20 protein-coding genes are annotated in these 21,706 nt (G+C 64.9%); 8 read left to right on the top strand and 12 right to left on the bottom strand.

The window, feature by feature from the left end; translation table 11 throughout:
* Positions 1–168: 168 nt before the first annotated feature.
* Positions 169–3,291: an excinuclease ABC subunit UvrB gene (gene uvrB / locus LB520_RS04445; protein WP_318012076.1), complete on the bottom strand. Its 3,123-nt coding sequence runs from the start codon at positions 3,289–3,291 to the stop codon at positions 169–171.
* A 99-nt stretch (positions 3,292–3,390) separates the two neighbouring features.
* Entirely contained in the window at positions 3,391–4,326 is a 936-nt protein-coding gene (locus LB520_RS04440; protein WP_224636590.1) for a LysR substrate-binding domain-containing protein, read from the bottom strand.
* Positions 4,327–4,430: 104 nt separating this feature from the next.
* Between LB520_RS04440 and LB520_RS04435 the strand changes: the two genes are divergently transcribed.
* Entirely contained in the window at positions 4,431–5,651 is a 1,221-nt protein-coding gene (locus tag LB520_RS04435) for a clavaminate synthase family protein (protein ID WP_224636589.1), read from the top strand.
* A gap of 226 nt (positions 5,652–5,877) precedes the next feature.
* On the opposite strand, the gene LB520_RS04430 is transcribed toward LB520_RS04435, so the two are convergent.
* Positions 5,878–7,128: a hypothetical protein gene (locus LB520_RS04430; RefSeq protein ID WP_411969858.1), complete on the bottom strand. Its 1,251-nt coding sequence runs from the start codon at positions 7,126–7,128 to the stop codon at positions 5,878–5,880.
* Positions 7,129–7,265: 137 nt separating this feature from the next.
* Between LB520_RS04430 and LB520_RS04425 the strand changes: the two genes are divergently transcribed.
* Complete coding sequence (locus tag LB520_RS04425; protein WP_224636587.1) at positions 7,266–8,339, top strand: CapA family protein; 1,074 nt, start codon at positions 7,266–7,268, stop codon at positions 8,337–8,339.
* 3 nt (positions 8,340–8,342) lie between these two features.
* Here the strand turns inward: LB520_RS04425 and LB520_RS04420 are convergent, their stop codons facing one another.
* Positions 8,343–8,825 (bottom strand): YegJ family protein, encoded by a 483-nt coding sequence (locus LB520_RS04420; protein ID WP_224636586.1) that lies wholly within the window; start codon positions 8,823–8,825, stop codon positions 8,343–8,345.
* A gap of 164 nt (positions 8,826–8,989) precedes the next feature.
* On the bottom strand, positions 8,990–9,505 hold the full coding sequence (locus LB520_RS04415; RefSeq protein WP_224636585.1) for a hypothetical protein: 516 nt from the start codon (positions 9,503–9,505) through the stop codon (positions 8,990–8,992).
* Positions 9,506–10,308: 803 nt separating this feature from the next.
* Here LB520_RS04415 and LB520_RS04410 point away from each other — a divergent pair.
* Positions 10,309–11,247, top strand: coding sequence for a diacylglycerol/lipid kinase family protein (locus LB520_RS04410; RefSeq protein ID WP_224636583.1), 939 nt, complete (start codon positions 10,309–10,311; stop codon positions 11,245–11,247).
* 71 nt (positions 11,248–11,318) lie between these two features.
* Here the strand turns inward: LB520_RS04410 and LB520_RS04405 are convergent, their stop codons facing one another.
* The 3 genes from LB520_RS04405 to LB520_RS04395 are packed head-to-tail and all read right to left on the bottom strand — an operon-like array spanning position 11,319 to position 15,057.
* Complete coding sequence (locus LB520_RS04405) at positions 11,319–12,236, bottom strand: NAD(P)-dependent oxidoreductase (protein ID WP_224636581.1); 918 nt, start codon at positions 12,234–12,236, stop codon at positions 11,319–11,321.
* Positions 12,233–13,444 (bottom strand): mandelate racemase/muconate lactonizing enzyme family protein, encoded by a 1,212-nt coding sequence (locus tag LB520_RS04400; protein ID WP_224636580.1) that lies wholly within the window; start codon positions 13,442–13,444, stop codon positions 12,233–12,235. Before LB520_RS04400 ends, LB520_RS04405 begins: the two co-directional genes overlap by 4 nt.
* A complete protein-coding gene (locus LB520_RS04395; RefSeq protein ID WP_224636579.1) occupies positions 13,441–15,057 on the bottom strand; it encodes a GMC family oxidoreductase in 1,617 nt (538 codons plus the stop codon). The genes LB520_RS04400 and LB520_RS04395 overlap by 4 nt, the downstream gene beginning before the upstream one ends.
* Positions 15,058–15,245: 188 nt before the next feature.
* Here LB520_RS04395 and LB520_RS04390 point away from each other — a divergent pair, with 188 nt between their 5' ends.
* Entirely contained in the window at positions 15,246–15,641 is a 396-nt protein-coding gene (locus tag LB520_RS04390; RefSeq protein WP_140838613.1) for an acyl-CoA thioesterase, read from the top strand.
* A 125-nt stretch (positions 15,642–15,766) separates the two neighbouring features.
* Positions 15,767–15,970: a hypothetical protein gene (locus tag LB520_RS04385; protein WP_224626867.1), complete on the top strand. Its 204-nt coding sequence runs from the start codon at positions 15,767–15,769 to the stop codon at positions 15,968–15,970.
* Positions 15,971–16,138: 168 nt separating this feature from the next.
* On the opposite strand, the gene LB520_RS04380 is transcribed toward LB520_RS04385, so the two are convergent.
* Positions 16,139–16,507: a winged helix-turn-helix transcriptional regulator gene (locus LB520_RS04380; RefSeq protein ID WP_140629822.1), complete on the bottom strand. Its 369-nt coding sequence runs from the start codon at positions 16,505–16,507 to the stop codon at positions 16,139–16,141.
* Between the two features lie 90 nt (positions 16,508–16,597).
* Here LB520_RS04380 and LB520_RS04375 point away from each other — a divergent pair, with 90 nt between their 5' ends.
* Both LB520_RS04375 and LB520_RS04370 read left to right on the top strand, forming a co-directional pair.
* A complete protein-coding gene (locus tag LB520_RS04375; RefSeq protein ID WP_095766563.1) occupies positions 16,598–17,203 on the top strand; it encodes an NADPH-dependent FMN reductase in 606 nt (201 codons plus the stop codon).
* A gap of 197 nt (positions 17,204–17,400) precedes the next feature.
* Complete coding sequence (locus tag LB520_RS04370) at positions 17,401–17,766, top strand: avidin/streptavidin family protein (RefSeq protein ID WP_224636578.1); 366 nt, start codon at positions 17,401–17,403, stop codon at positions 17,764–17,766.
* A 46-nt stretch (positions 17,767–17,812) separates the two neighbouring features.
* Here LB520_RS04370 and LB520_RS04365 read toward each other — a convergent pair whose 3' ends face one another.
* Together LB520_RS04365 and LB520_RS04360 are read right to left on the bottom strand one after the other, a co-directional pair.
* Positions 17,813–18,286: an SRPBCC family protein gene (locus LB520_RS04365; RefSeq protein ID WP_224636577.1), complete on the bottom strand. Its 474-nt coding sequence runs from the start codon at positions 18,284–18,286 to the stop codon at positions 17,813–17,815.
* Between the two features lie 47 nt (positions 18,287–18,333).
* The gene (locus LB520_RS04360) at positions 18,334–19,203 is read right to left on the bottom strand and encodes an SDR family oxidoreductase (RefSeq protein ID WP_224636576.1); all 870 of its coding nucleotides are present in this window, start codon (positions 19,201–19,203) and stop codon (positions 18,334–18,336) included.
* Positions 19,204–19,307: 104 nt separating this feature from the next.
* On the opposite strand from LB520_RS04360, the gene LB520_RS04355 reads away from it, so the two are divergent.
* Entirely contained in the window at positions 19,308–20,201 is an 894-nt protein-coding gene (locus LB520_RS04355) for a LysR family transcriptional regulator (RefSeq protein ID WP_224636864.1), read from the top strand.
* A 147-nt stretch (positions 20,202–20,348) separates the two neighbouring features.
* Here the strand turns inward: LB520_RS04355 and LB520_RS04350 are convergent, their stop codons facing one another.
* The gene (locus tag LB520_RS04350) at positions 20,349–21,659 is read right to left on the bottom strand and encodes a hemolysin family protein (protein ID WP_224604546.1); all 1,311 of its coding nucleotides are present in this window, start codon (positions 21,657–21,659) and stop codon (positions 20,349–20,351) included.
* Positions 21,660–21,706 lie beyond the last annotated feature (47 nt).

The following is a 21,706-nucleotide window of genomic DNA, read 5'->3' as shown; positions in this document are numbered from 1 at the left end:
CAAGGTGCGCCTTTCCCTTCTCCCCTTGTGGGAGAAGGTGGATCGGCGCGACAGCGCCGAGACGGATGAGGGGTGTTCCAGCGGAGTGAGACGCTGGCTTTCCCTGGAGCACCCCTCATCCGTCGCCTTCGGCGACACCTTCTCCCACACGGGGAGAAGGAAAAGATGCTACTGCCCCGGCCGTCCGGTCTTGCCCGGCCGGCGTTTTTGACGCCGCTCGTCGCCAGGGTCCTCGTAGGAGCCGATGCCGGTTCGCTGGCGGACGATCGGCTTATCGTCGCGTTCCTTCGCGCCCGTCCTGCCGGACATCTCCCCCGCCGGAGGAGGCGTTGGCTGCGGCTTCGCCGGCTTCCTGCCCTCGACCGGTTTCTCCGTGCGGCGCACCGTCATCTCGTCGAGCGAGTTCTTCCTGAACAGGGGCTTTGTCGGCTCGCCGGGAATGCCGAAATCGGAACCGTGCGCTTCCTGCGCGCTCTGCTTCTTGAACAGCGAACGCGACACCGCGCCGGCGGGGGTCGTCATGTCGGTGCCGGGCCCCATGTCGTCGATCGACGGCTTGGCGAAGAGCGGCTTCTTCACCGGCACGGCACCGTCGGCGCCCATCTCGTCCAGATGCGGCTTGCGGAAGAGGTTGGGCCGGGCAGCCTTTGCCGCCTCCTCGGCGGCGCGTGCCTCATCGAGCTTGCGGAAGCGCTCCTGTTCCTCGACCGTGCGATGCTTGGCCACGCCCTTGTTGTGCTTGCCCTTTTCGCGGCCTGAGGCAGGACTTTGGCCTTCCACCTCGCGCGCCAGCGGGTCGTCGGAGATGGCAAGCTCCATCTCGCGCAGCCGCTTGATCTCGTCGCGGATGCGCGCCGCCTTCTCGAAGTCGAGATTGGCGGCGGCGTCGCGCATCTGCTTGTCCAGCGCCTCGAGGTGCGTCTTCAGATTGTTGCCGATCATCGCCCCGGCATCGTCGGTGAACTGCGAGATGTCGGCGCGGACATGGTCCTTCTCGTAGACCGAGTCGAGGATGTCGGCGATGCGCGACTTGACCGATTCCGGCGTGATGCCGTTGGCGGCGTTCCACTCCATCTGCTTCTCGCGGCGGCGGTTGGTCTCGGCCATCGCCCGTTCCATCGAGCCGGTGATCTGGTCGGCGTAGAGGATGACCTTGCCGTCGACGTTGCGGGCAGCGCGGCCGATGGTCTGGATCAGCGAGGTTTCGGAGCGCAAAAAACCTTCCTTGTCGGCATCGAGGATGGCGACGAAGCCGCATTCGGGAATGTCGAGGCCTTCGCGCAACAGGTTGATGCCGACCAGCACGTCGAAGGCGCCGAGGCGCAAATCGCGCAGGATCTCGATGCGCTCCAGCGTGTCGATGTCGGAATGCATGTAGCGGACGCGAATGCCGTTCTCGTGCAAATATTCGGTGAGGTCCTCGGCCATGCGCTTGGTCAGCACGGTGACCAGCGTGCGATAGCCGGCCCGGGTCGTGTCGCGGATCTCGCCGACGACGTCGTCGACCTGGCTTTTGGCCGGACGCACCTCAACCGGCGGATCGATCAGGCCGGTCGGACGGATGACCTGCTCGGCGAAGACGCCGCCGGACTGCTCCATTTCCCAACCGCCCGGCGTCGCCGAAACCGCCACCGACAGCGGGCGCATGGCGTCCCATTCCTCGAAGCGGAGCGGCCGGTTGTCCATGCAGGAGGGCAGGCGGAAACCATACTCGGCCAGCGTCGCCTTGCGGCGGAAGTCGCCGCGATACATGCCGCCGATCTGCGGCACGGTGACGTGGCTTTCGTCGATGAAGATCAGCGCGTTGTCGGGCACATATTCGAACAAGGTCGGCGGCGGGTCGCCGGGCTGGCGTCCGGTGAGGTAACGCGAATAGTTCTCGATGCCGGCGCAGGAGCCGGTCGCCTCCAGCATCTCCAGATCGAAGCGCGTGCGCTGCTCCAGCCGTTGCGCTTCCAGCAGACGGCCAGCCTTTTCAAGCTCTTGCAGGCGATGCTTGAGCTCCTCCTTGATCGACTTGATGGCTTGATTCAAGGTCGGGCGCGGCGTCACGTAGTGCGAGTTGGCGTAGATCTTGACGCTCTTCAGCTCGCCGGTCTTCTGGCCGGTCAGCGGATCGAACTCGGTGATCTGCTCGATCTCGTCGCCGAACATCGAGATGCGCCAGGCCCGGTCTTCCAGGTGGGCGGGGAAGATCTCGATGGTGTCGCCGCGCACGCGAAACGAGCCGCGCACGAAGTTGATGTCCTGGCGCTTGTATTGCTGGGCGACGAGGTCGGCGAGAAGCGAGCGCTGGTCGAGCCGGTCGCCGACCTGCATCTGGAAGGTCATCGCCGTATAGGTCTCGACCGAGCCGATACCGTAGATGCAGGACACGGAGGCGACGATGATGACGTCGTCGCGCTCGAGCAGCGAGCGGGTCGCCGAGTGGCGCATGCGGTCGATCTGCTCGTTGATCGAGGATTCCTTCTCGATATAGGTGTCGGTGCGCGGGACATAGGCCTCCGGCTGGTAATAGTCGTAGTAGGAGACGAAATATTCGACCGCGTTTTCGGGGAAGAATTTCTTGAACTCGGCATAGAGCTGCGCGGCAAGCGTCTTGTTCGGCGCCAGGATCAAGGCAGGGCGCTGCGTCTCCTCGATCACCTTGGCCATGGTGAAGGTCTTGCCCGAGCCGGTAACGCCGAGCAGCACCTGGGTGCGGTCGTTCCGCTCGACGCCTTCGACGAGGTCCTTGATGGCGGTCGGCTGATCGCCGGCGGGCTCGAAATCCGAGACCATCTTGATGGCGATGCCGCCCTCAGACTTTTCCGGGCGGGCCGGACGATGCGGCGTCCACAGCTGGCCGTCCTTGTGCAGCGGATTGCCGGATTCGATCAGCGCCGAGAGCGCCGCGACCGTTGCAGTGACGCCGCCGGACGAAACCGACTCGGCATCCTCCAGGCTGATGTCGAGGCCGGCCACCGGGTTGAGGCCGGCGGCCGCGCGCTCCTTGGCCGAGGCAGCGCCGCCCATCGAGGTGCCGCGCGCGGTGCGGCCGGGCGCCGACGAGCGCTCGGGTATCTTCTTCGGCGCTTTTGCCTTCGGCTGCTTTTCCGCCTCGCGCTCGATCTGCCCGGCCCAATCGGAGATCGAGCCGGTCAGCGGCGCGCCGGCAAATTCGGCCTGCGGCGCTTCCGCGAAGCCGCCGGGCTCCAGCGGCTCGGCGGCATCGAGGAACTCGGTCAGCGGACTGCGTCGCTTCGGCGCGCCGTCTTGCGAAGGCGTCTTCTTGTCAGGATGTCTGGCCATGGCCCGAATATGGGAGGACTCGGCCGAAATGGAAAGAGCGGAGTGAAAGGGCTCCGGCCGCGCTTGGACGCTGCTGACAGAAGGCTGTCAGGAGAGGGGTCATGATCCGATGGGCCTGGGATCGTCCGGCTCCGCCTTGGCAACCGCGGCAAGCGCCGCGGCGACGGCGGCGGCGCGGCGGGCCTTCGGTCCATCCACCGGCCAGACCAGGCGGCGCTTGATGGTCAATGCCGGAACCTCGCGGGCGATCTCGACGAGCTGGCCGGAGCGGAAATGCTCCCTAAGCACCAGTTCGCTGGCAAGCAGCGCGCCCATGCCGGAGATCGCGGCATGCGCCGCCAGCACGGTCAAGGGGAACCGCGGGCCGTGGTCGATGTTCTTGCGCAGGCGGCCGGCGGCGGCGAACCAGTTTGCCCATGTGGGGTAAACGTCGTCGCCCATCGTCTGGTCGATGTGGAGGAGGGGTAGGCGGTCGAGCACTTCGGCGCTGTCTTGATCTGTGCGGTTGCGGATCAGCGCAGGGGCACAGGCCGGAACCACCCTTTCGGTGAAGAGATCGGCCGATACGAGATCTCTTGCCGTGCTGTTGCGGTAGCTGATGGCGAGGTCGATGCCTTCCTCCAGCATCGAATCCAACGCGATCGACACCACGATGCGCACGTCTAGCCTGCCGAGAGCCGCGCGGACATTGCCAAGGCGCGGCGCCAGCCAAAGCGAGGCGAAGGACGGATCGGCGGCGATGGTGAACGTATCGGCACGGCGCTCGAAACGCAGCCGCCGCAAGCCGGAGGCCAGCGCGTCGAAGCCGCGGTCGATGTCGGGCAGCGCCGCCTCGGCAATGCGCGTGAGCGCGATGCCGTTGCCCTCGCGCCTGACCAGCTTGACGCCAAGCCGATCCTCCAGCTGCCGCAACTGATGACCGACGGCGCCGGGCGTGACGCCGAGCTCGTCGGCGGCGCGCGTGAGACTGCCGGTGCGCGCGGCGGCTGCAAGCGCACGCAGGGCCGACAGCGGGAGGTCGCGAAGAAATGCCATGTATTGAGAATACCTCAAAACTTGCGAAAACAAACTCGTTTGCAAGAAAAGCCGCGAGCGCCCTACCGTTGTTGAAGACAACTCAATCCAGGAAAGCCGTCGCCATGCTTGATATGCAAACGCAGTCCGTCCCCGCCGGCCAGGCACTCGCAACGCGCTCCTTGCGATCGATGCGCAACGAAGGACCGCACATCGCCATGGAATTCGACGACGGCAGCGCCGGCCGGCTGTCGATGCGCTGGCTGCGGCTTGCCTGCGAATGCGGGATATGCGGCGACACCGCTTCCGGAAAGCGCTGGCTGACGCCTGCTGATGTTCCGGTCGGTATTCGCGCGGCCTCGATCGAAATCTCGACGGATGGGAAGATGGACGTGGTCTGGCAGGACGGCCACGTCTCGCGCTTCGCGGCGGGCTTTCTGGCGGCCCATGCCGGACGGGGCGGCGATTTCGGCGCGCCACGCTTTCAGCCGGAACTGTGGAATGGCGATCTCGGCGCGCGGCTTGGGCGCTTCGCCTTCGACGCCGTGGTGGAGGGGGACGCGGCGCTTTTCCAGTCGCTGCGCGCCTTGCGCGACCATGGTATCGCCATGCTGACCGGCGTCCCGGCCGAGCCGGAGGCGACGCTGCGCGTCGCCGGCCGCTACGGTCCGGTGCGCGAGACCAGCTACGGCAAGGTTTTCGATCTCATCTCACGGCCCGACGCCCGGGTGGCCGGGGAAACGGCGCGCGCGCAAATTCCGCACACGGACGAGCCGTTCCGCTATTCGCCGCCGGGCTTCATCTTCTTCCATGCCATCAGGACCGGCGCCGGCAGCGGCGGCACCTCGTTGATGGTCGACGGATTTCAAGTCGCCGAACGGATGCGCACAAACAGTCCGGAGCTGTTCGACCTGCTCGCTCGACATGGCGTGACATTCCATCGCGAGCATGCCGGCGACGTGTTCTTCAGCGCCGAGGCGCATGTCATCAGCCTCGACGCGAGCGGCGCCGTCACCGGCATACGCTTCAACGATCGCTGCCTGGCGCCGCAGACGGGCGCTGTCGATGAGATCGACGGGCTGATCGAGGCGCTTGCCGAGCTGACGCGGCTGATCTGCGATCCGGCGAACCAGTTCCGGCATCAGCTGCAGCCCGGCGAGGTGCTGGTCTTCGACAATCAGCGGGTCTTGCACGGACGCACCGAATTCGATCCGACGCTGGCCGTCCGCCACCTCAGAAGCTGCAACCTGGACCGCGACGGCGTCCACAGCGCCTTCCGCACGCTGGCGCGGCGCTTCGCGCCGGAAGAGGCGGAAGCGGTGCTTTATCAGGGCGCAATTTTCTGACGATAGCCAGGGGGACGGCGTCGACCTCGAAGGTTCGGTTTCCTCGCCCCCGCCAGAGGCGGGGGAGAGGTGTCCGCGAAGCGGACGGAGAGGGGGTTTCGTAAGGCGGAAGCCCTTCTCTTCAAAGCGCTTTCGCCGCGCGGGACCGGCGCCCCCTCTCCGTCTCGGCTTCGCCGAGCCACCTCTCCCCCATTTCATGGGGGCGAGGAACCTAAGACCGCGGGCCTCAATTGAACCACAGCGCAAACGTCAAGAAACCGGCGCCGCTGAACTGGCGCTGGATCTGGTCGAAATCGTCGCTGGTGAGGATCTTGCCGCTTTCGAGATAGGGCGCGATGCCGGGACCGGTGATCGAAAGGACCAGGTCAAAAGGTTTCGGCTCGTCGAAGAAGCGCTTCATGTTGATGCCCTTGCCGGTGATGCGGAAATGCGGCAGCAGCGCGCGGCCTTCGAGAAGATCCTCGGCCACGGTCAACGTGGCGAGCCAGGCCTGCACCTGTTCCTCGCCGACCTCGAGGCCGGTCAGCGGATTGACGCCTTTCTGTTGGGGTCCCGGCAGCCATTCGCGATCGTTGTCGGTCTCGGCCAGGATCGATTTCCAGTCCTCGCGCGACAGTCGGATCATCTCCAGCAGGTGGCGTCGCGCGGCCTGCCGGCGTTCCGGCTCGACCACCGGCCAGTTGACGAGATGCACCAGCGAGATGAAGTCGGCGAAGCGCCATTCCGAGGCGAAAATGTTGCCGCTCATGCCGCCGTCCAGCGGCACAAGCGTATCCTGCAATGGCAGTTTCGCGCGCGGGAACAGCATGTGGAACGAGCCGTCAAAGGCATTGCGGAAATCATGCGCCAGCCAGAAATCGGCCTGCGCCATGAGGAACTCGGCATAACCTTGCAGCCAAAAACCGTCGGCGCGGTCGAAGCGGAAGGTGAGCGAAGGCGCGGTATTGCTGGTGTCGATGCTGCCGCGCGACAGCGACGCCATGATGGCGGCGAAGCTTTCATCGGGCGCGAGCTTGCCATCTTCGTTGAGGTCGATGCCGACATGGGTGAGATCGACCACCATGCCGACATCGGCATCTTTTGGTACCGAGCCGAGCGTGGCCGCAGATTTTTCGAGCCGGTCGCGGAAGGCAACCAGGATGGCGCGGAGTTCTTCGTAGGTCAGCGGCTGCGGGTTGGGATTGTCGGGCACGGGCAACCGCATCAGCGGCAGCATGAAGGATTTCGGGCTCTCGAAACCGTGGCGATGCAGTCCGCCGGCGAGGACCTCAAGCGCGGTGAAGAATTCGCCGGCGCCGGCCGCATAGGCCGAGGCCGGGTCCTTGGCCGCTGCCGCCTCCAACGTCGACAGCGCCGTGTTCCGGTCGGCCACGCTCTTCGCCTCGAACATGGACTTGGCTTCGTCCGGCATCTCGGCCCAGGCGACGGACGCCGGCAGGAATGCAAACAAGGCTGCTGCAAGGATCGTTCTACGCATCGTCATCGCCCTCCACTGCTCCACGTCGTGAGCATACACGGATTTCGGGCAGTCCGAGATGGCCGCCGCGGGATCGCCAGCAACCCGCTTCAACCGGCCCGTCAGACAGTCTACACAGGGCGAAACTGGATGGGCCCGTGTCGAACTATCCGCTTGCCTATAAACTGTCGTGGCTGCCGCGCCTGCTGAGACCATCGCTTGCCGGCGACAGAAGCGGCTTCGCGGCGCCCGCGGCGATGTTGCTCGATCCGCAGCCCACACGGAAGGTGCGGCTGGCCTTCGTCGGCGACATTTCGGCCGTCGCCAATTGCGATGCGCCGGATTGCGATCCGGCAATCACGACGCTGCTTTCGTCCGCCGACCTCGTGATCGGCAATTGCGAAAGCCCGATCGTCGAACGCCCACGCGCGGTGATGGGCACGTGGCTCGGCACGCATCATGCGATGAGCGAGCATTTCCTGGCCGATGCGCTCGCAGCCGCCGGCATCGCGCGCGACAGGCTCGTTCTGTCCCTGGCCAACAACCACGTGCTCGATCAGGGCATCGCCGGTTTCGAGGAAACGCTCGCGGCGCTGAACCGGCTCGGGATCCGGACCATCGGCACGGTTGCCGGCGGGCCCGTCCAGCGTCATGCGGCCGGACCGCTGACGATCGGCTTTGCGGCTTTCACGCTCTGGCGCAACACGGATGCCGCGCGGTTCGAAGAACGCATCTCGATGCATGCCGCCGAATGGCCGAGCGACGCTGCATCCGGCATCGATCTCATCTGCGCCGTGCCGCACTGGGACTGGGAGTTCCGGCATTTTCCACGGCCGGCGACGCGGGCGCTGGCGAGACGGCTGGCGGATCACGGCGTCCGGCTGATCGCCGGGCATCACGCGCATGTCGTGCAGCCCATCGAGCGTGTCGGCGACAGCGTGATCGCCTACGGCCTTGGCGATTTCCTCGGCACTGCGCTCGCCAGACTGCCATGGCCGGTACGCATCGGCTCGATATTCGTCGTCGATGTCAGCGTCGATCCGGCCACGCGGGGTAGGATCGCCGCCTACCGGATGCATTTTTTCGCGCGCCTCGCCACCAATGGTCACGAGCGGTTGGTGCCTGTCGTGGCTCTGGGTGGCGCGCTCAAGCAGCGGGTCGCGGCCCGACTGGTGACGATTTTTCCCATGTCGGAGCGCAAGATCGGCGCGATGGAGGAAGCGGCCGGATAGGGTTCAGCAATCGAAGCCGTATTGGGCGCGCATGTGCTCGGCCTCTTCCTTCGACATCTTCTTGAGCATCACGCAGACGGTGAAGCTGCCGACCTGGCGGCCGTTCCTGGTGTAGCCCCAGTCGGAGATGTCGTCCCTGGTGAATTCGATGTTCTGGCCAAGGACGACGTTGCGGACGATTTCCGGCTCGTTCGCCAATATCCCGACGAAGCCGTTGGCCGTCCGCTTGAAGGGAATGACCCAGAAATGCTCCGTCGCATTGCCGTCGACGACCATCACCTTCAGCTTGAACCTGTCGGTTCCCGGCGGCGGAGCGTCGGACAGGTTCAGGAATTCATCCAGGCTGGATCGCGCCTTCTCGACCGCCACCGCCATCTCGGCGTCGTCGGATGCGATCACCATGGCCTTGTCGTCGCCTTCCGCCCTGGCATGCAAGGGGGCGAGCGCCAGCAGCAGGGATAACGCGATACGAACGGCAGTTGTCATGACACCCCCCGGTGATGGCCAATATCCTGTGCGTTATCTTCGGGCAATGTGTCGGCTTGATCAATCCGATCTGCGGTTGCGAAGCGGCCCTACGCCTTTGTCATCGGGCAATCATAAGGGAATGGCTTCACTTCTGCTCGGGCCGACCTGAACCGTGGGCAGGCTTACAGCCCGGTCAATCCGGCCAGCCAGTTCGCCGAGCGCTTCGCCGCGTCCACCGTTGCGCCGGCAGCGCGGCTGAGGTCGGTCTTGACCACGGCATAGCCGGCCTTGGTGCGGTAGAGCACGGCGCGGCCGCCATCGACCGATCCATCGAAGGCCACGGGCTTTGCCGATTCCGTTTCGCTGGCGGTCACCGTTCCGCCGACCGGAGCGCTCGGGCGATGGTCGAGCTCGGGCGGCAGCGGGGCGATGGTTTCGACGACGCGGTTCCTGGGCTTCAAATCCGGCCTGGAAGCTTTCTCGGCAAGCTCGGAGGAAGAGGCCGAGCCCTTGACGCGGCAGATACCCGAAACCAGCGGATAGTCGAAATTGCGCTGGTGCAGCATCTGGCTCTTCACCGCCGCTTCGCAGTCGGCGAGCGTCGCCCACTTGGCCGGCGTCTCGCCGATATATTCGCAGAGCTTGGCGTCGCAGTCGCAGCCGACAATGGTCATGGCGACAAGGGCGGTCTTGATCACGGTCTTGTCCCTTTAAATGTTCCCAAACCGATCAATCGCCGGGGAACAAGGCGGGATTTGGCCGCGATTGTGGATTGTGCGTGTCGACGCGTTACGGAAGGTTGCTTGGCCGGCGACTGTGGCCGGAAAGCATCAGCAGCGGACGCCCGGAAGGCGCGGTAGCCTGTGAGGCGGGCCAAAAAGACAGTTGGCGCTGGGATTTCTCCCAGCGCCTCCCTGTCAGATCAGGAACCAGTCAAGGCAGCAACTTCCGTAAAGTCGTCGCGCCAGGCCGGCCTTGATTTTGACGGTCCTGCCAGTCGCCGCCCGAAGGGCAGCTCCCGTTCCAGACCACGCCGATCTCCACCCTTGCAGGCTTCGCCCAGCGTGCCATCGAAGGTTTTTACCGGCCTTCATGGCAGCATCGGTCCGCCGTCGGCGTTGGCACGCTTTCCGCGGCACCCGTAGGTCTCGGCATCCGTCCCTCCAACAGGCAAGCCTGCTCTCGTTCTGGGCCGTACGGGCCTCAGGAAATCCGCCTTGCGCTTTTGCCTTTCGGCTGGGCGTTCGGTAGCCGCCTGAGATGGGTTGAATGTACGCCGGGTAAGGGCTCTGGGAAATGCCGGCGCGCCTGTGGATAGCGGGATTATCGGGGACCAATGGCGAAAGCTTCGGAATCCGCCGGCCGAACCGCTTAGACGGCCTGCCCCGGCTTTTCTGTGACCGCTCGATGTTGGAGCCTTGCTCCGGCGCCCGGTCCGCGTTTCAATGTCGGCAAAAGACTCTGGGTACTAGTTGCGCGACTTGCCTCGGGGGAGGTCGACTTGAAAGTCGGGGTTGTTCTCAATCCGATTGCCGGCGGCGGCAGGCTCAAGCGGCATTGGGCGGAGGCCGCGGCATCGCTCAACAGGAATTTCGGCGATTTCGACTTGCGGGAAACTCAGGCCAGCGGCGACGCAGAGCGGCTGGCGATCGATCTCGCCGCCGGCGGGTGCGACCTGGTGATCGCGGCAGGCGGCGACGGCACCGCAAGCGAGGTGGCCGACGAGTTGCTGCAGGCACAAGATGAGACCGGCCAGGAAGCCGCGCTTGGCCTTCTGCCCTGTGGTACCGGCATCGACTTCGCGCGCGGGCTCGACTTGCCGCGCGGCATCGATGCCGCGCTGAAGCGGGTCGCCGATTCCAAGGCCCGAAAAATCGACGCCGGCCGCATCTGCTACATCGACGACCACGGCGCGCTGGCAAGCCGCCACTTCATCAACATCGCCAGCCTCGGCCTGTCCGGCGCGACGGATCGCGCCGTCAATGCGGACAAGCGCAAGGGCAGGGTCTCGGCCAAGGCGCTGTTCTTCTGGCGCACCGTGCTGGAGTTCATCCGCTACCGTTTTCAGGATGTCAGGATCACCATCGACGACGGCGAGCCGGTCGAGGCGCGCATGGCGCTGGTGGCGGTGGCCAACGGCAAATTCTTCGGCGGCGGCATGATGATCGCGCCGGACGCCGAGCTCGCTGACGGCCAATTCGACATCGTCATCCTGCGGGCCGCCGGCAAGCTCGGCTTGATCCGCGACCTCCGCCTGCTCTATGGCGGACGCCACCGCAACCATCCGGCAATCACCATCCTGCGTGGCCGCAAGGTGCTGGTCGAGCCGCTCGGCGATGCCGAGAAGAACGGCGCGCTGGTCGACATAGACGGCGAGTCGCCAGGCCGAATTCCGGCGACGTTTGAGATCCTGCCCGGCGCGCTAATGCTGAGGGGTTGAATCAACCGGTTAAGAGCCCGATTCAGCCGGTGCGGTCAGGCAATTGAAACAGCTGGCTAATTTCTGCAGGGTTACAGTTCGAGCTTGGCCGGAAAGCCCGGCGCGCGAAGCTCCGTCCCGACCGCGTCTTCCAAAAGCTTGACGATCTGTGTCGACGAGGCGCCACCGCCATAGGCGCGCTTACCCTCTTCGAAAATCGCGTTGACGCGGGTGGCAAGGTCGAGCGGCGCGCCGAAATCCCTGCCCATGGCAAGCGCGAAGCCGAGGTCCTTCAGCGCCAGATCCATGGTGAAGCCGATGTCGTAGGAGCCGTTGAGCACGAGCTGGCTTTCGGTTTCGTGGACGAAGCTGTTGCCGGAAGAGGCGACGATGGCGTGGTAGGCTTGCGCAAGGTCGAGGCCGCCCTGCTTCGCCAGCATCAACGCTTCGCCGGCGGCGACGAGATGGATGAAGGCGAGCATATTGGTGATGACCTTGATCACCGCCGCCGAGCCGACCGGGCCCATCAGGAAGGATTTCGCGCACATCGCCTCGATGGCCGGACGATGGCGTTCGTAGAGCGCCGCATCGCCGCCGACGAGCGCCGTGATCCTGCCCACTGCGGCCAGATGCACGCCGCCGGTCACCGGGCATTCGAGCGTCTCGATGCCTTGTGCCGATGCCAGCGCGGCGAGTCGTAAAATCTCGTCACGGCCATTGGTCGACATCTCGATCCAGGTGCCGCCCGCGGGCAGGCCCTGGAGCAATCCGTCGGGGCCGGCGAGCACAGTTTCGCTGACCTTCGGCGAGGGCAGGCAGGTGATCGCGTTGCCGGCGCGGGCAGCGGCTTCCGCCGGACTCGCCGCCGCCGTGGCGCCGAGCGCGACAAGGCGCTCGACCGCCCCCGGGTCGCGGTCGAAGACGGTGACGGCAAAGCCGTTGCGCAGCAGGCTGGCGGCAAGGTTGCCGCCGAGATGGCCAAGGCCGACGAAGGCGTAAGCGAGGGTCACGGCATCAGCGGCGTCTGCATCATCTGCAGATGCAGCTCCTTGCCGCTATAGGGATGGGCCTCGCAGACCGCCTCGTCGAGCTCGACGCCGAGGCCGGGCTCTTTCGAGGGGATGACGTTGCCGTCCTGCCATTCGATTTTCTTTTTGAGCAGCGTGGCGTGGAAACCGTCCCACTGCTTGAGCGATTCCAGGATCAGGAAGTTGGGCAGCGTCACCGCGAGCTGGATGTTGGCGGCGCCGACGATCGGGCCGCAGTAGCAGTGCGGCGCGACCTGGATGTGGTAGGCCTCGGCCATGGCGGCGATCTTCTTAGTCTCGAGAATGCCGCCGGAGCGGCCGAGATCCGGCTGCAGGATGGTCGCGGCGCGGTTCTCGATGACGCGGGCGAACTCGAACTTCGTCGTCAGCCGCTCGCCGGTTGCTATCGGGATGGAGGTCTGGCGGGCGACTTGCGCCATCACCTCGGGCATATCAGGCGGCACCGGCTCCTCGAACCACAGCGGATCGTAGGGCTCGATGGCGCGGGCGAGCCGCAGCGCGCCCGAGGCGGTGAACTGGCCATGCGTGCCAAACAGGATATCCGCCCTGTTACCGACTCCTTCGCGGATCGCCTTGACCATGCGCGCCGACAGGTCGATGTCGATCAAGCGCGGCTGATGGCCGTCATAGGCGGTGTAGGGGCCGGCCGGATCGAGCTTCACGGCATTAAAACCCTGCTCGACATATTCGAGCGCGCAGGCCGCAGCCATGTCGGGATCGTTGTAGACGTTCTTGCCGCGCGCATCTTCCGAATGGACGCTGCCGGTGTGCGGATAGAGGTAGGTGTAGGAGCGCAGGGTCTCGTGCACTTGGCCGCCGAGCAGCTTGTAGACCGGCTTGCCGGCCTCCTTGCCGACGATGTCCCAGCAGGCCATTTCGAGCGCCGAGAAGCAGCCCATGCCGGAGACGTCGGGGCGCTGGGTGAAGCCGGAAGAATAGGCGCGGCGGAAGAAATTCTCGATGTCGTGCGGATCGCGGCCGACGAGATAGCGCTCGGCCATGTCCTCGATCATCCTGGCGGTGACATGCGCGGAGAAGGTGGCGTTGTAGGCCTCGCCGTAGCCGACCACGCCGCCATCGGTGGTGAGCTTGACGAAGATGAAATACTTGCCGCCGATGCCGGGCGGCGGGTTGCCGACAACCCAGGTCTTCACGTCGATGATTTTCATGTGTGATCCTCCAGAACCAGGTCGGCGCCTTTCCATCCGGTCAGCATCGCGGCGGCGTTGGTGTTGCCCGTGATGTTGTCGGGGAAAATTGAAGCGTCGATGACGCGCAGACCGTCCAGCCCATGCACCCGAAGCCGCGGGTCGACGACGGCGCGCGATGCGTCAGGTCCCATGCGGCAGGTCGAGACCGGGTGATAGACGGTGCCCGAGCGTTTCCTGAAATCCTGGATCAGGTCGGCGTCCGACTGGATCGAGGGGCCGGGCAGAACCTCTTCCTCGATGATCTCGGCTATGGCCGGCATCGAGGCGATCTTGCGCACGAACTTCACCGCCGCCAGCATCTCGTCGACATCGGCGTTGGTCGAATAGGCGTTGGGCGTGATCCTTGGATACTCGCGCGGGTCCTTCGAGCGGATCATGATCTCGCCGCGGCTCGAGGGCCGGCAATTGGACAGGCCGATCGAGAAGCCCGGCCAGGGGTCGGGCGTCAGGATCGGACGCTCGCCGCTCTTCGGGATGACGGTCGAGAAAGCCTGGAAATAGAGCTGCATGTTCGGCCGCGTCATCGACGGGTCGGTGCGGAAGAAACCGCCGGCATTGTTCATCGACAGCGACAGCGGACCGGAGCGCAAGAGGATGTATTGCATGCCGACGAGCAGCTTGCCCCACCAGGGCCTGAGGATCTGATTGAGCGTCGGCAGCTTGCCCTTGAAGGTGTAGTTGATGCCGACATGGTCCTGCAGATTGGCGCCGATATTGTCGTTGGCATGGACGACCGGGATGCCGAGGTCGGCCAGCAATGCCGCAGGGCCGATACCGGACAGCTGCAGCAACTGCGGCGAGTTGATCGAGCCGCCCGACAGTATCACCTCGCGGCCCGCGCGAGCCGTCTTCTTCTGCCCGTTCTGCTCGTATTCGATGCCGACGGCGCGTTTGCCCTCGAACAGGATTTTCGTCGCCAGGGCGTTGGTTTCGACACGGACATTGCCGCGTTTCATCGCCGGCCGCAGGAAGGCGCGGGCGGCCGACATGCGGCGTCCGTTCTTCGTCGTGATCTGGTAGACGCCGACGCCTTCCTGGGAGGCGCCGTTGAAGTCCGGATTGAGCGGCAGCCCGGCTTGCTGTGCGGCGGCAAGATAGCGCTTGGTCAGCGGATGCACCGCGTTCGTGCAGTCGGTGATGTGCAAGGGGCCACCGACGCCGCGCCACTGGTCGGCGCCCGCCGCATTGTCTTCCAGCGCCTTGAAGGATGGCAGGAGGTCGTCATAGGCCCAGCCGGGATTGCCTGCGGCGGCCCAGGCATCGAAATCCTCGCGCGCGCCCCTGATATAGACCATGGCGTTGATCGAGCTCGAGCCGCCGAGCAGCTTGCCGCGCGGCCAGTGGTCGCTGTTGCCCGCAAGGCCGGGATCCGGCTCGGCCTTGTAGTTCCAGTTGACGGCCGGGTCGAAGAAGGTCTTGCCGTAGCCGAGCGGCATCTGGACGTAGAAGCGCCGGTCGGTTCCGCCGGCTTCCAGCACCAGCACCGAGAAGCGGCCCGAAGCCGACAGCCTGTCGGCAACGACCGAACCGGCCGAGCCGGAGCCGACGATGATGAAGTCGTAAGTCTGCATGATGGAAAAGCGGGCTCCGCGCTGTTGCGCTTACCCTAGACATTGCCGGCTTGCGGCGTCGCCGTGGCTTCCGGCATGGCTTGTGAAAAAAGCGACCGGCGCAGTGAGGCACATTTCGCCTTTACCAGAGCTTGCGACATGGCGGTCGCATTGATACGCAACAGAAGCTGCCCTTTGAGGATTTTGCCATGGTGCATTACGCGGACGGAAAACCCATTGGCGATCTGACCTTGCGCACGCTCGCCATGCCGTCCGACGCCAATGCGGCCGGCGACATCTTCGGCGGCTGGGTGATGGCGCAGATGGACCTTGCCTGCGGCATCCGCGCCGCCGAGCGCGCCAAGGGCCGCGTGGTCACCGCCGCAGTCAAGGAGATGTCCTTCGCCAAGCCGATGAAGATCGGCGACACGCTCTGCATCTACACCCATGTCGAGCGCGTCGGCCGCACCTCGATGGTGCTCAAGGTCGAAGCCTGGGCGCAGCGCTATCTTTCCGATCTGATGGAGAAGGTCACCCATGCCGACTTCGTCATGGTGGCGCTCGACGGCGAGGGCAAGCCGAAGCCGGTTCCGGCCGAGAGCTGACGCTCCGGCGGGATACTGATTCTCCCCAGACTTGCCGCTTTGTAACAACGCCTGCTCGGGAGATTCGCTTCGCGACATCCAATGGTTGCCTTCACCCCCCACCTTGTAGGCGCGAGGGAAAGACAATGCGTCAACATATGCTGAACGGCTGGCTCGTGGCAGCTCTTATTGCCTTGGTCTGCCTGCTCGGGATAACAGCCTATGTGGAGGTCAGCAAAGGCCTTCCACACGTCGCCTGCATGCGGGGCCCGAAGGCGATCGACAAGAAGGCCGCGCAGCGGGAGAGCTGCTCGACCGCGTGCTGCGACAGCACTGCCCCAAGCGCCTGATCCGTTGCCGGCCAAAGACGGATCTCCTTGGCGAGCCGGTTGCGCGGAGACGCCGGCGAGGCTGACTGCGGGGCCGCAGCGGATCCATTAAACCGGAAGGTGGGACGGGCCCTGCGCCCAGCCGCATGGCTCATCCAATGGTTCAGAAATCCTTGAACTTCAAGGGTTTCAGGCCTGCAGGCCGTCGAATTTCGCGCGCGCTTCGCGGACTCGATTGGTGTTCTTGCGCGCCCATTCGCCGAGCGCGCCGACCGGCACGAGGAGCTCGTGACCGAGTTGGGTGAGCTCGTAGTCGACACGTGGCGGAATTGTCGGAAACACCTTGCGCGTGACGAAGCCGTCGCGCTCCAAACCGCGCAAGGTGGTGGTCAGCATCTTTTGCGAAATGCCGCCGACGGCGGCGCGCAATTCGTTGAAGCGCATTGGTCCGCCGCCGAGCTTGCCGACGACGAGCACCGTCCATTTGTCGCCGACCCGTTGCAGGATTTCTGAAACGGCCCGGCAGTCCTCGGTGTTGTGCGGGTGCCTCAGTAACAAAGAAGTGCCTCCTTGCGCGCCGATTTGTCAGTATCACATATAGCGCCGGTATCCAAACGATACCAGAAATTCCCGCAAGGAGAGCCCCTTATGTCCAAGCCCAAAATCGCCATTGTCGTCGGTTCGACGCGCGCCGCCCGCTTCGCCGACGTGCCGACGCAGTGGATCGCCAAGATCGCCAAGTCGCACGCCGATATCGATGTCGAGATCGTCGATCTGCGTGACTGGCCGCTGCCTTTCTTCGACGAGGTCGCTTCGTCCGCCTGGGCACCGTCGCAGAACGAAGTGGCGCAGCGCTGGCAGAAGAAGGTCGCCGAGTTCGACGGCTTCATCTTCACTGCCGCCGAATACAATCACGCCCCGACCGCTGTGCTGAAGAACGCCATCGATTACGCCGCCAATGAGTGGAACAAGAAGCCGGCCGGCTTTGTCGGCTATGGCAGCGTCGGCGGCTCGCGAGCGATCGAGCACCTTCGGCTGATCGCCGTCGAGCTGCAGATGGCGCCGGTCAAGTCGGCGGTGCACATCGCCTGGGGCGATTTCCTTGCGGTTCGCCAGGGCGAGAAGAAGCTCGAGGATCTCGAGCACCTGAACCAGTCGGCCGCCGCGCTGGTCAATGACGTCGCCTGGTGGGCAAGGGTGCTGAAAGCGGCCCGCGCCGCCGACGCGATCGCCGGCGAAGCCCAGGCCGCCTGAGCGGTCGATCGATACTGTCCTCCCAATGGGAAAGGGGCGGCGCCAGCGCTGCCCCTTTCCATTTGCGGAGCTGTCTGTCTTGCCTGGATCCCAGGCTGATCCCTTTGGCCGTCGCGCTGTTGACCGCTCGGAACGGCGCGTTAGATGCAGGCCCGAATCCACCGAAGACGAAGACAGCACAGTCGTGGAGGAGCGGGATGCCTTGGCTTGGCAGATGGCGCAATCAGTATGGGTCCGTCCTCGACATCACCGGCGAGGAGGGCGGCCGGATTGAAGGCACGTTTCGCACGGCGCTCGAAGACAGCAGCTTCTATGGACAGACCGTGCCGATATCCGGCATCGCGCATGGCGACGTGATTGGAGTAACGGCCGCCGGCGAGGGTACGGCCGGCCCTGCCGCCGTGAGCTACACCGGCATTTTGCGGGACGGCAGACTGGAGACGATGTGGCTGACAGTGGCCGGCAGCACCATCACCGGCAAGGAGGGCGAAACCGCTTCCCGCAAGCGGGTGGGGACCTGGCGTGCCTTCGGCATCAGCCTCGACACCTTCGTCCGAGAATAGCCAAGCCGACGAGAGAAGGTCCCTGGTTGATGTTCATGGGTGATGGTCAGAGCCGGCCCTCCATGAGCAACTCGCGGGTGCGCTTCAGTGTGGACAGCAGGGCAGCTTTGTAGCCCTGGTCGCCGTCGAACTGCGCCTGTTCGGCCTGCTCCTCGGGGCCGTTCGGCTCTTTGCCACGCAGGCCGAGATAGCAGTAGAAGCGCAGATGGAGCGTGCCGTCGGCGCTCTCGAACAGTTCGTTGATGATCGCGCCCTCGCGTGGCCCGGTGGCCTGGAAGAATGTGACTTTGCTCTCCGGTTCAAGCGTGATGATCTCGCGCAGATCTGCACCCGCGATGGTCGCTTCGCGCACGAAATGCGTCGCGCTTTCTTCCACGACATCGCAGCGGGTGCAGAGGCCGGGCGGCAGGAATTCGCGGGCGTCGCGAGCCTTGAGCTCCAGGCCGGCCCAGGCTTGCGCACGGGTCAGCCTGGTCGCGCCTTCCGGGTTCACTGGAACAGTGGCGGTTGAGTAGATCATAATCGTATCCTTGGGATTGATGTTGGGGTGGCAGGCTGCCGCCGGCGTCAGGCCGCGGCGGCGATTTCTGCGGCGAAGTCGCGATAAGTGCGCAGCGGACGGCCCAGCAGCTTGGTCAGGCGGTCGACGTCGCCAGCGTCGGGAATCATGCCCTCACTGATGAAGTGCTCGCCCATCAGGCGCATGTCGAATGCCATCCAACCCGGCATGAACTGCCGCAGGTTCTGTTCGAAGCCTGCCAGGTCTTCGCCGGGATAGGCGATCTGGCGGCCCAGGACCTCGGTCCAGATGCCGGCGACATCCGTGCCGGTCAGGGTGTCGGGACCGACGAGGTTGATCCGGTCGAGCGGGAGGGCAATTTCGGCCTGCTCGCGGCGAAGCAACTCGATCGCCGCGACCTCGGCTATGTCGCGCGCGTCGACCATTGCCAAGCCTTTGCTGCCGATCGGCATCGGATAGACGCCCTGGCTGAGGATCACGTCCTTGATCATGAACTCGTTGTTCATGAAATAGGCCGGACGAAGGATGGTGGCGTTGAGGCCCATCTGCTCGATCATCCGCTCGACCGCGAGCTTGCCGGCGAAGTGCGGCACGTTCGCGTAAAGCTCACCGTGGATCACCGACAGGTAGACGATGCGTTCGATGCCTGCCTCGCGGGCCAAGTTGAGCGCGATCAGCGCCTGGGTGAATTCGTCGGGCACCACGGCATTGAGCAGAAATAGGGTGGAAACGCCCGAGAAGGCGCTGCGCAGAGAATCGACGTCGATCAGGTCGCCCTGCACCACGGCGACGCTCGCAGGGAAGTTCGCCTTCGAAGGGTCGCGGACAAGCGCACGGACATCGGCGCCGCGCTTGACGAGTTGGTTGACGACTTGGCTGCCGACATTGCCGGTCGCGCCGGTAACGAGAATGGTCATGGGGTTCACTCCGGGTTTGGGTCAAAAGACATCCCGTAAATGAGTGATCCACATTCGAACCGATAGGCGCTACATTTGGACACAGCGTCTCAATGTTGGAACAGATGGACCTTCTCGCCCTCGCTGATTTCAATCTGGTTGCCCGGCACGGAGGGTTTGGAAGGGCGGCGCGCGCCGCGGGGCGCCCGAAGGCGACCCTGTCTCGCCGAGTCGCGGAACTGGAGGCCGCCCTCGACTTGCGTCTGTTCGAGCGCGGGGCGCGTGCGCTGAAGCTCACCGAGGAAGGACGGGCGCTCTTCGAGCGGACGGGAGCGTTGCTGACCGAATTGGACGAAACCGCGACGGCGATCGCTTCGGGCGGACGCACGCCGCGGGGCAGGCTGCGGATCAGCGCGCCGCTGCTCTTCTCCCAAACTGCGATGGGGAAGCTGGCCGCCGGGTTCGCGCTGAAATATCCGGAAGTCCGGCTCGAGGTCACGACGGAAGACCGGGCCGTCGATATGATCGAGGAGGGATACGATCTGGTGATCCGGGTCGATCCCGAGCCCGATGAAAGTCTTGTCGGACGGGTGTTCCTGCGCGACCGGCTGGTCGTGGTCGCGAGTCCGGGCCTCGCCAGACCGACTGACGATCTCGCCGTTCCGGCCGTCGTGCGGGAGTCCGGCGAGCGCGTTGCAGCCTGGGACATCGCGACGCCGACCGGACGGTCGCGCATCGCGATTGAGCCAGTCCTTCGCCTTTCGTCGCTCCTCATGTTCCGCGATGCCGTCCGGGCGGGCGTCGGCGCCGGACGTTTGCCGATCTCGCTTGTAAGTCACGATCTGGCTGCTGGAACGCTGGTGCATTGGGGCGATGTCGACGGCCCGGACATCGCCCTATGGACGCTCTATCCGTCCCGACGCTTGCTCAGCGTCCGCGTATCGGCGTTCCTCGACTATTTGAAGCAGGCGTTTCCCAAGGGAACCCCTGACGAATTGGCGGCCTACATCGGCGGATAAGGTGAATGATCGAAACGCTATCTGGCGCTTCCGCCTTCTCTATGCGGCAACCCTGCACTGCTGGACGCGGCAGCTTGTGGCGGTTTGCCGGAAAGCAGATTGGCCGTTCAAAGCTGACGGCGAGTTGATCACCACATAAATTTCGCCTCAGCGCGCCACCGGGCGGTGGCCGTCGGGCAGGCGGGTGGCGATCAGCTTGTCGATGCGGCGGCCGTCGAGGTCGACCACCTCGAAACGCCAGCCTTGCGCGTCGACGCATTCGCCGGTGGTCGGCAGATGATGCAGATGCGACAGCACATAGCCGGCGACGGTCTCGTAGTCGCGGTTTTCGGGCAGGTCGATGCCCAGCACCTCGGCCATCTCGTCGGCCTGCATATAGCCGGCGAGCAGCCACGAGCCGTCATCGCGCTTGACGGCGTTCTCTTCCTCGCCGGCCTCGAGGTCGGAGCGGAACACGCCGGTGATGGCTTCGAGGATGTCGGCCGGGGTGACGATGCCTTCGAAATGGCCGTATTCGTCGTGAACGAGGGCCATCGGCACGTCCGATTCCCTCAGCTTCTGCAGGACATCGAGCGCGTCGGCCTGATCATGCACGATGGGGGCGGCGCGCACATGCTGGCGCGGATCCAGCACCCTGCCGGCCAGAAGGGCGGCCAGCACGTCGCGCGTCTGGATGACGCCGACCATGGCGTCGACATTGCCGTCGCCGACGGGCAGCCGCGAGTGCTGGGTATCCATCAGAAGTTTTTTGACCGCCGTGTCGTCTGACTGCAGGTTCAGCCAGTCGACCTCGGTGCGCGGCGTCATGACGGCGCGCACGGCGCGGTCGCCGAGGCGCATGACGCCTGCGATCATGCGGCGCTCATCGGATTCGATGGTGCCGTGATGCTCGGCCTCGGCGACCAGCATCTTGATCTCCTCGTCGGTGACCTTCTCTTCGGTCTCGCCGGCCTGCCCAAGCAGCCAAAGCACCGCGCGGCCCGAGAGGTCGAGCAGGAAGACGAGCGGCGCCGAGAAGGTGGCGAGGATGGTCATTGCCGGCGCGGCTCTGACGGCGACGCGCTCCGGATCCTTGAGCGCGATCTGCTTCGGCACCAGCTCGCCGACGATGAGCGAGGCATAGGTGATCAAAGCAACCACGATGCCGACGCCGACAGGATCGGCGATGTTTTCGCGGATGCCGGTCGACGCCAGATATTGCGCCAGCCTTTCGCCGAGCGTGGCGCCCGAAAAGGCGCCGGAGAGAACGCCGACCAAGGTGATGCCGATCTGCACCGAGGACAGGAACTTGCCGGGATTAGAGCCGAGCGCCAGCGCGCGGCCCGCGCCCCTGACGTTGCGGTCGATCATCGCCTTGAGGCGGGCGGGCCGCGACGAGACGATGGCTAGCTCCGACATCGACAAGAGGCCGTTCACCAGAATGAGGACGGCCACGACGGCGATTTCAACATATAGCATGGGCGGTCAATAGCATTGCTGCAGTGCGTTCGAAAATAGCCCGCGGG

The sequence above is a fragment of the Mesorhizobium sp. CA12 genome, assembly GCF_020165255.1.
Classification (GTDB): domain Bacteria; phylum Pseudomonadota; class Alphaproteobacteria; order Rhizobiales; family Rhizobiaceae; genus Mesorhizobium.
This window is presented reverse-complemented; position numbering and strand designations above follow the sequence as displayed.